We start from the raw sequence: 15,155 nt of genomic DNA on the forward strand, positions 1-15,155 counted from the left end.
ACAGCGTGAGCACATATATTACCAATTTTCTAACTATAATTCGACAAAAAAACATAAATACCTTTCAAGAAAATATGCCTTTTTACTTTCGTCATAATAAAAAAGAACCCACGCTACTAAAAGAGGCAAGTAAATCACTCTCTTTCCACATCGAACATTGTAGAAAAAACTGATTTAAATCCCAATAAGTTACGTAGATTCTTGACGTATAGGCTATTTTCAGAAAATAGATAGTCTATTATTGTCTAAGGTTTATGCAGGAAGTTCTTGTTCCACAAATAATTTAAATTGTTGAAGACATTGCTTCACTTCACCTTTTTGTGACAGTACTTCGTTGCGTATGTTTGTTGCTTTTTCTTCATCCTCTAGCACTTCAGTTAAAAGAGCCATGATATCTTCTAATAATTGCTCATTCTCTTCCTGCTCAATACTCGGTAAGGAATAGGCTGCTATTTTTAATAAATGCTCTACTTTTTCAGGCGTTTTTTGCAAAGCATTCGAAGAATAATAAGTCGATGCAGCTAAAAAGTAGCATAATTTTGCACAACAATCGATAAATAAATGCCAATACGTATTTGCTTTCGGTAATTCCCCTGCCCGCTGATTAACATATTCCTTATAATAGGTAGTGACTTGTATATATAAAGGATTCAATTCTCTCATGGCTTTCGGATAGTTGTTGGATGTATCCAAATAGTCAAATACAATGGCATTCATTTTCTCTTGAAGTTTAACAATATCTAAATGATCACGAATTACTTGAATTTCCATTTTCCCACTCTCCCATATGTCATTTGCTGTTTAGCTTTCTGTCTATTCACTGAGTAGCACCAAGCATCCCAAACAAACTGATCGATTATCTAATGGATGATTCAAATTATAGCAATAAACCATATGAAGTAGTGTGGACATGAAAAAAATAAGACAATTTCGTGAATTAATAGCATTTTATGTACATAAGAGGAACTATTTTGGTAAAATTATATCCTTTGTACATAATCATCAAATAAGCATGGTTCGTTTGCTCGATCGATAATTTCAATAATACTTCCATGCACATATTTTTTAATGCGCTTTTGAGGTATATAAAAATAAGCATTGTTCATAATTAACCATTCACTTAATGTTAAATCACTACCTGCTTGTTGATTCGTTAAGATTTTTTTGTGTCGCAGAACATCAGCCATTTTATAAAAACCATCTGACAATTCGTAGGCTGATACATCAAAATTAAAAATGGGGCTGACAACCTGTCCAACATCAAAAATATGTATAGTTTGGTTTTCTTCATCTATAGCTAACTCTACTGTGCTAATCTCGTCGAAAAGATTTAAACCTCTATACTCCATTTGATAAATTTTTTCCATTTGTATAGGCCTCCTTTTTTACAACGGTCTAATTGTAACATAGAAAAAGTAGCTACCTCTAAATACAATTAAGGCAGCTACTTCTACGAAAATGAACATTTATGCTGTTTTTTGACTATTACCAAAGCACCGTATTTGGTATTAACCTTGTACGCGCGTAATTTTCACATCTTTTAGGATGGTATTGACTACCCAGCTTGCTGCAATTAAACCTGCTACTGACGGTACAAAAGCGTTAGATGAAGGTGGCATCTTTGCTTTTCGAATTGCTGCATCAGGCTTACCTACATGTTCGACAACATCTGGACGTACGACAATTGGACTTTCATCTGAAAATACAACCGTAACACCCTTATGAATACCTTCTTTACGTAGCTTAGTACGAATGATTTTAGCCAATGGGTCTGTATGTGTTTTTGAAATATCTGCAATTTGGAAGCGAGTAGGGTCCATCTTATTTGCTGCACCCATGCTTGAAATAATAGGAATATTACGCTTTAAACATTCCTTCATTATATGAATTTTATACATCACTGTATCACTTGCATCAATTACATAATCAATGCCTTGTGCAAAAAATTCTTCATAGGTTTCTTCCGTATAAAACATGTGCATGTCAATCACTTCACATGCTGGGTTAATATCTGCAATACGCTCTTTCATGATAGCTGATTTTGATTGACCAACTGTTGATAAGTATGCAACAAGTTGTCTGTTGACATTTGTGATATCTACATTGTCCTTATCGACTAGAATAATACGGCCGATTCCGCTTCGTGCACATGCCTCAGCCGCGAATGAACCGACACCACCCACACCAAGAATGGCAACCGTTGTATTTTTTAATTTCTCGAGACCCTCTGTTCCTATTGCGAGCTCGTTACGTGAAAATTGATGTAACATCCTGACACTCTCCATCTATGAAATTTTATTAGTAAACCTAGTTATATACTAAGATAAAATCAAAACCTATCTTACATTTTATCATGTTATTGTTCAAGATAAAAATATAAAGAAAAAGTCAAAATTATCTACTTAAATCCTTTGAAATAATAATCCATAAAAACATTTCATCCAATTCTGCTATATATGGTAAAATAGTACAATAAAATTAGTTGATTAATCAGGTAAATCTTATATAACATTATGCTCAACCACATAAAGAAAAAGAGATTGATGACTCAATCTCTTTCTCACTCTTCTTTACTTTGTAAATCCAAATGATGCCCATGGTTGAATGTATGTTAATAAAAATAGTTCTTCCTCTACAATTCTAGCTACGACATTACTCGATCCTGTATTCGGAATGTCCTTTAGCACAATCTGTAGCTCTCCCTTATAACGAACATCTAAATTATTATCAATCGTGACATCTCCTCTTTTTAATGGCCGTATATCATGCACAGGAAAATCTCCATTTTTATATTTCACACGGGATTGGGTGCTCCGAATCACGTATTCAGACACATCACCCCGATTAAAATGAGGCTCTTTATAAAGAATCGTCTCCTCTAAAATGCTTGTGTCTTCAGACTGGACAACCCTTAACTCAAGCTTATTACGATTTAATTGTCCTAATGCACGTAGTTCTTCCTCAGAAGCAAACATATTGCCAATAATACAATCGTCAATTAACCCTGTATGCCATAAATCTTTCGCCTGTACAGTGATTGGGAGATAACGGTGTTCCTCTAATGTAGGTAACCCGTGCTCTGTTTGCTCCCAAGGTCCATATTGACCATGTTGTGAGGAGATCATTGCTGCTGTTCTCACATTGTGCGCTTTAAAGTGTTGTGACGTTTGTAAAAAATGCTGACGAGATAGCCCCGTAAATCGTTTTGGATAAAAATTATGACAGCCGATAATGTTCTCTTTATTGGGCTGATAAGAGATAATATTATCTACATACTTCGTACCATTACTAATGTTTAATTCTATTTTTAGATGACTTCCATCAAGTGACATCAACGCTTCTTCTTGACCTGAAAATCCCATATCTAAACGTAAGGCTGCCAAATAATAATGTTCTTTTAAATAGCCAATATCCCTATAAGTTAAGCCTAAATCATCAAAAACACCTGGTGCAATATCAGCGGATATGTCAAAGCCGAGGCGTTGCGCAAATTCGTTGATTTGTTGTAATTTTTGACGCTCCTCATCCTGTTTTAAGGACATTAGGCATGTGAATATACGATCAAAGCCATTATCATGAGCCACCTGAACATAGCGCTTCATCTCCTCTAGCGTACTATGCTGCGGATATAGCGAGATTCCTAATCTTTTCACTTCAAACCCTCCGTTAATTGATGCTTATACTTCCACTTTTTGTCCTCTGGATTCCACTACAGATTCCTCACTCTGTGCCGCTAAAGCAGCTTTTTGCTCATTCTGCCTTGCCATACGGTTCGCCATCGAGATAAATGGCAGATAAATACAAACAGCAATGATAATTAAGACCATACTCAAAACAGCACCACGCCAAGATTGAGTTGCTAAAAAGCCATTAATAATCGGCGGTGTTGTCCAAGGCGGTGAAACGGTAGCGGCTGGCACCCAGCCCCATTTCGTTGCAAAGAATGCAATTGTTACGTTTATCATTGGTGTCAAAATGAACGGAACAAATAAAACCGGATTTAATACAATTGGTAACCCAAAAAGTAATGGCTCATTGATATTGAAAATCCCAGGTGCTGCGGATAATTTCCCAACTGTATTATATTGCTTATTCTTTCTCGCAAATATGAAAATCGCAATAATAAGTGCTATTGTTGTACCAGAGCCTCCCATATTAATAAAAGCATCAAAGAATGGTTTATTGACAATGTAAGGCGCAACTTTACCAGCAGAGATTGCTGCAACATTTTCATTAATAGCTGGTAAATTAATCGTTTGCATGAATGGTTCGATGATATTTGCTCCATGTACGCCAAGTGTCCATAAAAATGTAGGTATAAATGCCAAAATTAAAGCAGCAAGCCATGTATTTGTTAGACCCATAAATGGCTCTTGAATCGCAGAGTAGAAGGACCCGACAATATCTGGTATATCAAAACCTGCTGAAATAATTGTACGTACTAAAGCAAATATTCCAATCGTAATAATGGCAGGAAGTAACGCAGCAAATGATTTGGAAACAGCTGGTGGTACACCAGTTGGCATTTTAATTAGTAGTTTAGGATTACCAGACAATCTACAAAACAATTCTGTAGAAAGTAGTGCTACAATCAGAGCAATAAATATACCACCCGTGCCTGTTGTTAAGCCGGTTAATCCGCCTTCCCCGAAAGTCCCAAACGTCATGTAGCTTGATAAACTAATTACTCCAGCAGACAGACCATCTTTTTGATAACTTTTAGCAAGATGATAAGCAACAGTAAAGGCAAGTAGCAGTGAAATGATATTAAATGTAGCACTCCAAATATTACCGCCGAATTGAGTCCATGTCTCATGTTTCCAAATGGCATCGAGTGTATTTTGATAAAATTTAATAGGCAAATTGTTAATAAGTACAGCCAAAGATCCCACAATCGTTAAAGGCATAATCGTAATAAATCCGTCACGAATGGCAACTAAATGACGCTGATTCCCAACCCTAGCAGCAACCGGTACAAACTTTTCTTCTAAAAAACGGAACACTCACATACACTCCCTTTGCTTTTTATTGATAACATCAAAATTTGATGTTACTCCCCTTGGATTCGTTCATATAGCTCAATCATTTCCTGTGCTAAATCTCGAAAAGTAATAGCATTCATTAAATGATCCTGGGCATGAATTAATAACATCGAAACCTCTACCTTTTCTCCCCTTGCTTCTTGAGACAGTAACCCCGTTTGAGCATGATGCGCTTCAATTAATGACTCATTCGCTAATTTGATTTTTTCTTTTGCTGCCTCAATTTGCCCCTTTTTTGCTAGCTGAATAGCTTCCATACACTCACTTTTCGTATTTCCACTATGCACAATCAGTCCCATAATGGATGCCATTAATGCTGTATCTTCCATTCCCCATTGCCCCTTCTTTTATCCAATTAGTTGTAGAGCCTGTTTCAGGACATTTTCACCGTTCATCATGCCGTAATCCGCCATATTGATCACATCGATTGGAAAGCCTTTATCCTTATATTTTGTTTCAAATGAACCTTTCAAATAACGAACCTGTGGGCCTAATAAAAGAACATCAGCCTTCTTTGTCGCTAAAATCTTTTCCACCTCTCCTTCAGCAATGGCGTAAATATCGGCGTCAATATTTTGCTCTTGCGCTGCTTTTTGCATCTTCGACACTAATAAACTAGTACTCATACCTGCTACACACACTAACATGATGTTTTTCATTCGATACACTCCTTTTATTTTCTTCGATTGTGTAATCGCTTACTTATTTTGAGAATAGCACCTATTGGTATATACCACAATATAAATTTTACATTAAATTTATTTATATCAAGTTATTTACAAAATTGGGCTATATCAATTTTGTCGTGAAATTAATGATTATAATCAACTGGTATAGTCCAGAAAAAAAGCCAAAAATTTTTAAATTTTCTTATTATTCAATACCTAGAAATACTCATAAAATGCTGGCTTTTCAGTAGGGATTGCCCATTCCCACTGTTCGATCACTTTTTCTACCGTAGGTTGATTAGCATAGACAACTGTTTCTTTGACAGAAAGATAACCTGCCATCATAGCAGAAAAAAGATTAATTGGTAGTGTTAACATATGCTTATCAGAAACTGAACTTGTCTCAATTATTGCGACCTGACCATTTTTATTTATTTGATAAATATGCTCATTCCAGAGACAAAATGGATCTTCAATACGAATCGTTAATGTTTCTTGAATATCCTTCCACGGATACTGCTGCATAAATGCATAAACATCTACTACTCTAATCATCACATCCTGTATGACTTCCCTTTTGAATTGTGGCTCCTTGAAATAAAAGCCAAAAGGATAATGATTACTAGTAACTCCCGTTATGCTACTGACACTTGCTGCATGAGATGTCATATAACGCCACATAGCTTGTTCAGCTAAGAGATTTGCTACAACAAAGTCTTGGATAGTAAATGCCCCATCTCGAATCGTATAACGAATATAGCCTTCTATGTTACTGCCTTGAAAATAGGCAGCAAAGTGACTATCTGGACTCCTTCTTTCAAGTCTTTTCCACCATCCTTCATCCCTTACCATGCCACCATTTCGAATGATTGCCTGTGCATTATGAAAATCCTTAATCATCTGAAAGAGCGCAGGATCTAACCACTCAAAGCTCATCCTTTTCATGACGTTTACTTGTTTCCCTAAAGAGGGAAACATAGTTTGAGGGATTGTATAATGGAGCTTCTCAAAAAATAATTCCCAACCAAAATAACGATAGAAGGACACAGAAAATGGCGCTAAAACTGAAATCGTTTGTCCATTGTCTCTCATTTTTTGCAGCGCTTCTGTCATAAGCCTTTTGATAATACCCTGTTGTCGATACTCAGGATACGTTGCAACAAAGCCGATGCCTCCCATTTTAAATGAAACTCCATGCACTGTAATATTTAGCGGTAATATTAATAGCTGCCCAACAATTTTTTTGTCATCATAAGCACCTAAGGTCGTGCTTTGCTCAATCCAATAATGAAAATCCTCTCGACGAGCCCCTGAGTACTTATTTGGAAAGCAATAGTCTCTCAATCGATGAATCTGCCCATAATCATTAGGCGAGACGATGTGAATGTCCATTTAACCACCCCTAAAATTCCTAATATTCAGATAATTAGTCATAAGATTCTTTTACAGTGGCATAATCATAACCACTGCAAGAATCTTTTATCCCTCTTGCCATTCTTCTCCTATTGCTTTAGACAACATGACTTCAGTAATAGTTTGAAATAATGTTGCTACATCTGGTCCATCCGCTGAAATTTCCACTACACTTCCTGGTTTAACACCTAATGACATCACGCCCATAATAGACTTTAAATTAACGGATGTTTCTTCGTATGTTAATTTAATATCACTTTGAAATGGTGTCACTGCAGTTACGAGTAATGCAGCCGGTCTGGCATGGATACCTTCAGTAGATGTAATTTTATACATTTTCTTCATTTACATACCTCCACTCTTTCACGTGAAATTAATCCGATGTTGATATTTGGCAATCATTTTCTCATTATGTGACCAATCCGAATCAACATTATTGCTGACAAAAATCGGTAACTCTATTGAGGACTTTGCTAGTGTTTCTATGATTTCACTGAACAAAGCATTTAATAGTAATGAACCAATAACAGTAGATGCTGGCGCATACTGTATGTCATGTATAGTTAGTACACCATCACCAATCGGTATATGGGTATTAATTACAAAATCTACCACATCTTCTAGCCGCAGCCCACTGTGATGACGTGTAGTCTGTTCCATATAGTGGAGCGATTGGAGGGATAGCACAAATATCCCTGAATCCTTTGCTAATAAAGCGGCGTCAATAGGTGCTGCATTTCTCCCTGAGGTTGAAATGACGATGCAAACATCATTTTCACGAAAGTCAAACTGTTCCTTATGCTGTTCAATAATAGTTGAATCTTTCTCATTGATTGAAGAAGCTAATGCTCCAGCATGTAAAGCTAATGGTTCAATAAATATAGGACGGACGGGTACTAAACCACCTGCTCGATAAAATGCCTCCTGTGCCAATAGCTGTGAATGACCACAACCAAATAATTGAATTATCCCACCTTTTTGGAGACGTTGGACAATGATTTGAGCCACATCACTTATATGTGATGCCTCCTTTTCCTTCACAACCTGGATAAGCTTTTCGATTTCAGAAAAATATGCATGCATAAAATCACCTTTTAATTTCACTTATGAATTTATAACGATCAGCTCGATACGTACTGCGTACAAGCTCAAAGGGCTTACCATCTGATAAATAACTTGTACGTTTGATAATTAAAACTGGTGCTGTTTGATTAATTTGTAGAAACTTACTATCCTCTTTCGATACGATGGCTGCCTCCATCTGTTGTACCGCATTCCCAATTTTTTGATGGAACTTTGCTTCGATTAAGGCATAAAGCGAGCCCATTATTTGCTTCTCATCCAACTCCGGATAAATTTTAACTGGGATATATGTTCTTTCGATTGCCATTGGTTGCGCATCTGCATTTCTTATGCGCACTACAAAAAATACTTCTTCGCCAGACTCTATCATCAAATCTCTTGCAATATCCACTGGTGGTATGATTTTCTCAAATCGTAATACCTTACTGCTTGGTTCCATTCCTCTTGCCCGCATATCTTCCGTGAAACTCGTTAAGCCTTTTAACGGTTGCTCTAATTTTGGATTTGCAACATACGTTCCTCTCCCTTTTTCTCGATATAATAGACCACTATTTACTAGATTGGTAATGGATTGACGAACAGTCATTCTACTTACATCAAATTGTGCAGAAAGCTCTCGTTCTGATGGGATAGTCTCACCAATTCTGTATTCTTCTAAATAAATTCGTTGTTTAATAATCTCTTCTATTTGTATATAAATAGGTATATGAGAATTTTTCTCTAACAATTCTTGCACCTTCCTTATCGCCTTTATGATTTCTCCATACAACTTTACCTCGTTAGATCGGTTTTTGTATTTCGCATGATTAAACAAAGCTAAATGATATCCACGATAACAGTGTGAAAAGGACATATTTACTCGTCGCTTGATGTGGTAACTTTCTCACTATCATTGTAGCATCTGAGCTCAATCATTGTACCATTATATTCTCAACTGACTAATCATCGTCTCGTAATTTTGATCCAATTTGCCTTCTTTCAATAGGCTTTTCCCTCATGTGTTTTGTATCAATCACAATTAAAACGCTTTCAAAATCATTTAAATAAAGTGTTTTTCCTCGTAATATCTGCCTAGAGATATTATGTATCTTTTCCTTTAGCGGATATAGCTTCTCAAAAGGTATAGTTGTCTATACCAATTATATGCTGCTTCATCAGAAATAAAAAGTAATTTTTCATATTTTCTAAACATTCACTTAAAACACTCTACTAGTTCTTGTTTAATTTTATGTAAAAAAAGGAGCTATTAATAAGCTCCTCTCAATCCTATGTATAGGACGAATCCCAATTGTGCCGTAATGCCAAGAAACATTCGTTTTGAACCCGCAATTTGCAGGTGGGTGCCCGCTTTGCAACTTTAAACGTCCCGCTTTGTTAGGGGCATGTTTGCGACTACAAAATGAAGGCTCCCGATTCTATAATGTTCGGTCAAAACTGTGAAGTAGAGTTAGCAGTTAGACAAACACATCAGGATTCGTATTACAGTTATCATAACACCACTTTTCTGATAATTCAAACGATTTTCTCTAATAATCTATAATTTCTTACGAAAACGCAAAAAATACCTAGATTCCCAACAGTATTTGCTAGGTAATCCAGGTATTTTGAATTATACATTATTTTCTAAATGGTTTAATAGCCAGGCTTAGTTCACTTAGTTGCTCAGGAGATACTTCGCTTGGTGCTTCTGTCATCAAGCAGCTTGCACTAGCTGTTTTAGGGAATGCGATTGTATCGCGTAAATTAGTACGACCTGCTAATAGCATAACGAAGCGATCAAGACCAAAGGCAAGACCTGCATGTGGTGGTACGCCGTATTCAAACGCTTCTAATAGGAAGCCAAATTGTGCTTGTGCTTCTTCTTCTGAGAAGCCAAGTAATTCAAACATTTTCTCTTGTAGGTCACGTTCGTAAATACGTAATGAACCACCACCAAGTTCATAGCCGTTTAAAACGATATCATATGCTTGTGCACGTACTGCTGCAGGGTCTGTGTCCATTAACGCTATATCTTCATCAAACGGGCGTGTGAATGGATGGTGTGCTGCATAGTAGCGTCCATCTTCCTCAGAGTATTCGAATAATGGCCAATCAGTAATCCAAAGGAAAGCAAATTGTGATTCATCGATCAGATTTAAATCTTGTCCTAATTTTGTACGAAGAGCACCTAATGAAGCTGCTACAACATCGGCTTTATCTGCTACAAATACTAGAATATCGCCAACTTCTGCTCCCATACGCTCGATTAAAGCTGCTGCTAATGCCTCGTCAAAGAATTTCGCAATTGGTCCGTTTAAGCCTTCTTCTGTTACCTTTAACCAAGCAAGACCTTTTGCTCCGTAAATCCCAACGAATTTTGTTAACTCGTCCATGTCTTTACGAGAATATTTGTCAGCTGCACCTTTAATATTGATACTTTTCACTTGTTTTCCTTGTGCAACCGTATCAGCAAATACTTTGAAATTACAGCCTTCAAAAATATCATTTAACGCCACAAGCTCTAATCCAAAACGTACATCTGGCTTATCTGAACCATAACGATCCATTGCTTCTTGGTATTTCATGCGCTGGAATGGTGCAGGAATGTCGATTCCTTTTACTTCTTTCATAACCGCTTGAATTAAGCGCTCGTTCATTTCTAATACTTCTTCTTGTGTTAAGAAGCTCGTTTCAATGTCCACCTGTGTAAACTCTGGTTGACGGTCAGCACGTAAATCTTCGTCACGGAAGCAACGCGCAATTTGGAAGTACTTTTCAAAACCAGCAACCATTAATAATTGCTTAAATAATTGAGGTGATTGTGGTAAGGCATAAAATTCACCTTCATGTACACGTGAAGGAACTAAATAGTCTCGAGCACCCTCTGGCGTTGATTTTGTTAAAATTGGTGTTTCAACTTCTAAGAATCCTTCATTTTGTAGGAAGTTACGAATTGTACGTGTCACATCAGAACGCATTTTGAAAGTATCGAACATTACGGGACGACGTAAGTCTAGATAACGATATTTTAAACGTAAATCTTCTGATACATCTGTACGATCTTCGATTTGGAATGGCGTTGTTTTTGCCGTATTAATTACGACTAATTTTGTTGCTTCCACTTCAATTTTACCGTTTGGTACATTCGGGTTGATTTGATCCTCTGTACGAAGGATGACTGTGCCTTCCACTTCGATCACATATTCACTGCGCACTTTATCCGCTAATGCGTGTGCTTCTGCAACATCTGGACTAAACACAACTTGCGTAATACCTGTACGGTCACGCAAATCAATAAAAATTAAACCACCAAGGTCACGACGACGCTGTACCCAACCTTTTAATACGACTTTTTCGCCTTGTAACGCTTCTGACAGCTCGTTACTAGCATGTGTTCTTGTAGCCATTGTTAAATTCCTCCAAAATATCTTCAATTTATGTAGCATTTCCTAGAAATGCCCTCTGTCTATTTTTAAGCTTTTTGTGTTAAATAGTTCACTAACTCTGAGAACGCCACTTTGTGCTGCTCCCCAGATTCCATATGTTTTACAGCCGCTGCTTGCTCTTCAAGTTCTGTTTCGCCAAGAACAAGCGTATATTTTGCACCTAGTCGATCCGCTGATTTCATTTGAGCTTTCATTTTACGGTCTAAATAATCCATCTCTGTCGCAAGTCCCTTCGCTCGGAAAGTGCTTGTCAGCTCAACAGCCTTTTGCTTCGCTTCATCGCCCATTGCAATAATGTAAACATCTAGCCCTGAAGCTGTGTCTAATTCAACACCCTCCGCTTCAAGTGCCAGCAACAAACGCTCAATACTTAATGCAAAACCTATACCTGGTACATCTGGACCGCCAATTTCTTGCACTAATCCATTGTAGCGTCCACCACCACATAATGTTGTAATAGCACCAAAGCCTGATGCTGTGGACATAATTTCAAAAGTTGTGTGATTATAATAATCAAGTCCTCGTACAAGATTTGGATCGACCTCATATGAAATACCCAATGTATCTAAGTACGATTTCACTTGAGCGAAATAAGCAGCTGACTCTTCTGTTAAGAAATCAGTTAACGCTGGAGCCGTTTGCATTAATGGATGCTCACGATCTACCTTACAATCTAAAATCCGCAATGGATTCTTTTGTAAACGATTTTGACAGTCTGAGCAAAATTCATGAATATGTGGCTCAAAATGCTGTAATAAAGCAGTACGATGTGTATCACGTGTTTCTTTATCGCCAAGAGAATTAATCACTAATTTTAAATCCTTTAAACCCGCTGATTCGTAGACGTCCATAGCAAGAGCAATGACTTCTGCATCAATCGCAGGATCTGCTGAACCAATTGCTTCTACTCCAAACTGTACAAATTGACGATAACGACCAGCCTGTTGGCGCTCATAGCGGAACATTGGTCCTAAATAAGAAAGCTTAACCGGCTGATCAGGAGCACCAAACATTTTATGCTCCACATAGGCACGTACGACACCAGCCGTATTTTCTGGACGTAGTGTTAATGAACGCCCTCCACGATCTTCAAATGTATACATTTCCTTTTGTACAACATCAGTTGTTTCCCCAACACCACGTGCAAATAGATCCGTTTGCTCGAAAATTGGTGTGCGAATTTCGTTATAGCGATAAACACGACAAATATCACGAATAATCGCTTCAACTTTTTGCCATTTTTCAGATTGACCTGGCAAAATATCTTGTGTCCCTCGTGGCACTTTAAAACTCATGTAATTCCCTCCTATATTGATTGCTTATGATAGAGCAGCTGTAGTCCCACTTTGAGCGAATGCATGCTTTGGTTGAGCAAATTTTTGTCCGGTTGGAGCGGGTTACAGCCTTGATGAGCGCTTTTCATACTAATTAGAGCGCCTTCCCCTCTTTTCTCAGCAAAAACAACAATCCCTCTTAAAAAACTCATTACTTTTGAACAACAAAAAAGCCCTCGTCCCTTGCAATAGCAAGGGACGAGAGCTGTATAAGCTTCCGCGGTTCCACCCTAGTTGACACAAATGATTACATGTGTCCTCCTCTTAATCGGATAACGGCCGATTCCGTTTTTTCCTACTAGGCACTGCTTTTCAGAAAAAAGCCTCTCAAGTGTTATTCACGTGATACATTTTTGTAGGAAAGATTGCAGCCTAAGTCTTTCCCTCTCTTTTCCAATAGTGGTATACGCTACTTGCTTGGTCATAAGCGATTAATCATTTTTCGATTACCCTTTATGTTAGTCACTAGCTAAAGCAATGTCAACTATTTTTGTATTTTTCATCAGTCTATGTTGAAAATAACTAATTCTGTTACCATTTTACCACGAATTTTATGATAAAAGCATGGTAAAATAGCACAAGGAATAGGAGGAATCTGATGAGGACAAAAATTTTACATAGTATAATCATCTTCGTACTAATGGTAACGATGGCGATGCCAAATAAGAACTTTGTTCAAAGAGCTTCCGCTGACACCAGTGATCTAAAAGTCGCTGGAACGATTCTTCATTTGCGAGAGGGTCCTGGATTGTCTTATCCCATTATTACGACTTTAGAAGAAGGTGACCCTTTAACCTCAATCGGTCGAGAAGGTGATTGGTACCAAGTCAAAGCAGGCAATTACGAAGGATGGGTTGCCTCTTGGCTGACAGCACCTACTAATGCTAAACAAGTGATCGACAAAACCGTCATTTCACAAGTTGACCGTTTAAATATTCGAACAGAACCAGATATCTCTTCAGCTGTTCTTGGTCAACTTTCAACTGGTAACCAAGCAAACCTCGTTGAAGAAAATGGAGAATGGGCAAAAATCGATTGGAATGGACTAACAGGATGGGTGTCGAAGGATTATGTCACGATCAACGATAACCCTAAAAAAGAAACAGAACCCAAAGAAGATGCTGTAGAAGTAACCACTACAACCACGGCACCCGCTAACAAAGATACAACCTTCACCATTTTAGTGGACACCCTTAATGTTCGTAAGAAGCCAGATTTGAATGCTAAAAAAATCGGTACAGCAACAAAAGGACAAGCCTTTAAAGTCCTCGCACATGAGCATAATTGGGTACAAATTCAGTACAATGATAAAAAAGTAGGTTGGGTCTATAGTTTTTACGGTACATTCTCCAATAAAGTAAAAAGTACCTCAAAAACATCAACTTCCAAAGAGTTAGAGTCTGTTACGATTATTTATAATGGGACAAACCTACGAACGGATGCCTCAACAGCAGCAGAAGTGGTTGAACGTGTAGATGCTGGTGTAAATTACCCGATAGTAGGCGTTAAAAATGATTTTTATGAAATACAAATAGACGACGAAAAAACAGCTTTTGTCGCGAACTGGGTGGTCACAACAAGTTCCAATAAAGCGACAAGTCCACAGAAAGAAAAGGAAGAGCCTCGCAAAAAAGGTACTTTAACTGGATTAACGATCGTTGTTGATGCTGGTCACGGTGGAAATGATCATGGCACAACTGGTCAACGAGGTACAGAGGAAAAGGGCATTACGTTAAAAACGGCTACTTTGCTTGCTTCCAAGTTAAGTGCTGCTGGCGCAAACGTTGTCATGACGAGAGAATCGGATGAATATGTGGCATTGCGTAAGCGTGTATCGATTGCCCATCAATATGAGGCAGATGCCTTTATTAGCCTTCATTATGATGCGACAGATGATAGCTCCATTAACGGCTTCACATCCTATTATATGAATAGCAATCAAAAAGGGCTTGCTGAAGCAATTCATGATGGTCTTTCCAGTAAACTAGATTTAAGAGACCGTGGTACACAACAAGGGAATTATTTAGTTTTACGAGAGAATCGTCAAAAGGCCGTCCTTATTGAGTTAGGCTTTTTAAGTAATTCTAGTGAGGAGCGCGTCATTACAACAGCTAAATTCCGTGAACAAGCGACTCTTGGTATTTATCAGGGAATTCTCAACTACTTTAATGAACAAGATGAATAAGCAAA

Annotated in this window: 14 protein-coding genes, 1 other RNA gene and 1 other annotated feature; of the genes, 1 reads left to right on the forward strand and 14 read right to left on the reverse strand. The window is 37.6% G+C overall.

Annotation, left to right across the window (positions count from 1 at the left end):
• Positions 1-252 precede the first annotated feature (252 nt).
• The 14 genes from BFM98_RS02930 to hisS all read right to left on the reverse strand — a co-directional run bounded on the left by BFM98_RS02930 (position 253) and on the right by hisS (position 12,926).
• Positions 253-771, reverse strand: a complete 519-nt coding sequence (locus BFM98_RS02930; RefSeq protein ID WP_048392128.1) for a hypothetical protein — start codon at positions 769-771, stop codon at positions 253-255.
• 209 nt (positions 772-980) lie between these two features.
• A complete protein-coding gene (locus BFM98_RS02935) occupies positions 981-1,367 on the reverse strand; it encodes a hypothetical protein (protein ID WP_066036486.1) in 387 nt (128 codons plus the stop codon).
• A 141-nt stretch (positions 1,368-1,508) separates the two neighbouring features.
• A complete protein-coding gene (locus tag BFM98_RS02940) occupies positions 1,509-2,270 on the reverse strand; it encodes a tRNA threonylcarbamoyladenosine dehydratase (RefSeq protein WP_066036487.1) in 762 nt (253 codons plus the stop codon).
• A 300-nt stretch (positions 2,271-2,570) separates the two neighbouring features.
• A complete protein-coding gene (locus BFM98_RS02945) occupies positions 2,571-3,653 on the reverse strand; it encodes a DUF871 domain-containing protein (protein ID WP_066036488.1) in 1,083 nt (360 codons plus the stop codon).
• A 24-nt stretch (positions 3,654-3,677) separates the two neighbouring features.
• A complete protein-coding gene (locus BFM98_RS02950) occupies positions 3,678-5,003 on the reverse strand; it encodes a PTS sugar transporter subunit IIC (protein ID WP_048392124.1) in 1,326 nt (441 codons plus the stop codon).
• Positions 5,004-5,050: 47 nt separating this feature from the next.
• The gene (locus BFM98_RS02955; RefSeq protein ID WP_004226783.1) at positions 5,051-5,371 is read right to left on the reverse strand and encodes a PTS lactose/cellobiose transporter subunit IIA; all 321 of its coding nucleotides are present in this window, start codon (positions 5,369-5,371) and stop codon (positions 5,051-5,053) included.
• Between the two features lie 18 nt (positions 5,372-5,389).
• Entirely contained in the window at positions 5,390-5,701 is a 312-nt protein-coding gene (locus tag BFM98_RS02960) for a PTS sugar transporter subunit IIB (protein ID WP_004226780.1), read from the reverse strand.
• A 225-nt stretch (positions 5,702-5,926) separates the two neighbouring features.
• Positions 5,927-7,102, reverse strand: a complete 1,176-nt coding sequence (locus BFM98_RS02965; protein WP_066036489.1) for a GNAT family N-acetyltransferase — start codon at positions 7,100-7,102, stop codon at positions 5,927-5,929.
• 87 nt (positions 7,103-7,189) lie between these two features.
• Positions 7,190-7,468, reverse strand: a complete 279-nt coding sequence (locus tag BFM98_RS02970) for an HPr family phosphocarrier protein (RefSeq protein ID WP_066036490.1) — start codon at positions 7,466-7,468, stop codon at positions 7,190-7,192.
• Between the two features lie 18 nt (positions 7,469-7,486).
• Positions 7,487-8,206 carry a sugar isomerase domain-containing protein gene (locus BFM98_RS02975; protein ID WP_016991627.1) on the reverse strand — a complete coding sequence of 240 codons (720 nt, stop codon included), beginning with the start codon at positions 8,204-8,206 and terminating at the stop codon, positions 7,487-7,489.
• Positions 8,207-8,210: 4 nt separating this feature from the next.
• Positions 8,211-8,933, reverse strand: a complete 723-nt coding sequence (locus BFM98_RS02980; RefSeq protein ID WP_004226770.1) for a GntR family transcriptional regulator — start codon at positions 8,931-8,933, stop codon at positions 8,211-8,213.
• Between the two features lie 550 nt (positions 8,934-9,483).
• A non-coding RNA gene (gene ssrS, locus BFM98_RS02985) (6S RNA) lies at positions 9,484-9,683 on the reverse strand.
• Between the two features lie 139 nt (positions 9,684-9,822).
• Positions 9,823-11,592: an aspartate--tRNA ligase gene (gene aspS, locus BFM98_RS02990; protein WP_054550048.1), complete on the reverse strand. Its 1,770-nt coding sequence runs from the start codon at positions 11,590-11,592 to the stop codon at positions 9,823-9,825.
• 65 nt (positions 11,593-11,657) lie between these two features.
• A complete protein-coding gene (hisS, locus tag BFM98_RS02995; RefSeq protein ID WP_054550047.1) occupies positions 11,658-12,926 on the reverse strand; it encodes a histidine--tRNA ligase in 1,269 nt (422 codons plus the stop codon).
• Positions 12,927-13,156: 230 nt separating this feature from the next.
• Positions 13,157-13,399 (reverse strand) — a binding site (T-box leader).
• Between the two features lie 164 nt (positions 13,400-13,563).
• Here hisS and BFM98_RS03005 point away from each other — a divergent pair.
• A complete protein-coding gene (locus BFM98_RS03005) occupies positions 13,564-15,150 on the forward strand; it encodes an N-acetylmuramoyl-L-alanine amidase family protein (RefSeq protein ID WP_054550045.1) in 1,587 nt (528 codons plus the stop codon).
• Positions 15,151-15,155 lie beyond the last annotated feature (5 nt).

Origin of the sequence: Lysinibacillus sp. AR18-8, assembly GCF_001705465.1 — a bacterium.
Taxonomy (GTDB): Bacteria; Bacillota; Bacilli; order Bacillales_A; family Planococcaceae; genus Lysinibacillus; species Lysinibacillus capsici.

Coding starts and splice junctions, on each gene's coding strand:
- BFM98_RS02930 (WP_048392128.1), bottom strand. CDS start 771: ATGGAAATTCAAGTAATTCGTGATCATTTAGATATTGTTAAACTTCAA.
- BFM98_RS02935 (WP_066036486.1), bottom strand. CDS start 1,367: ATGGAAAAAATTTATCAAATGGAGTATAGAGGTTTAAATCTTTTCGAC.
- BFM98_RS02940 (WP_066036487.1), bottom strand. CDS start 2,270: ATGTTACATCAATTTTCACGTAACGAGCTCGCAATAGGAACAGAGGGT.
- BFM98_RS02955 (WP_004226783.1), bottom strand. CDS start 5,371: ATGGAAGATACAGCATTAATGGCATCCATTATGGGACTGATTGTGCAT.
- BFM98_RS02960 (WP_004226780.1), bottom strand. CDS start 5,701: ATGAAAAACATCATGTTAGTGTGTGTAGCAGGTATGAGTACTAGTTTA.
- BFM98_RS02965 (WP_066036489.1), bottom strand. CDS start 7,102: ATGGACATTCACATCGTCTCGCCTAATGATTATGGGCAGATTCATCGA.
- BFM98_RS02970 (WP_066036490.1), bottom strand. CDS start 7,468: ATGAAGAAAATGTATAAAATTACATCTACTGAAGGTATCCATGCCAGA.
- BFM98_RS02975 (WP_016991627.1), bottom strand. CDS start 8,206: ATGCATGCATATTTTTCTGAAATCGAAAAGCTTATCCAGGTTGTGAAG.
- aspS (WP_054550048.1), bottom strand. CDS start 11,592: ATGGCTACAAGAACACATGCTAGTAACGAGCTGTCAGAAGCGTTACAA.
- hisS (WP_054550047.1), bottom strand. CDS start 12,926: ATGAGTTTTAAAGTGCCACGAGGGACACAAGATATTTTGCCAGGTCAA.
- BFM98_RS03005 (WP_054550045.1), top strand. CDS start 13,564: ATGAGGACAAAAATTTTACATAGTATAATCATCTTCGTACTAATGGTA.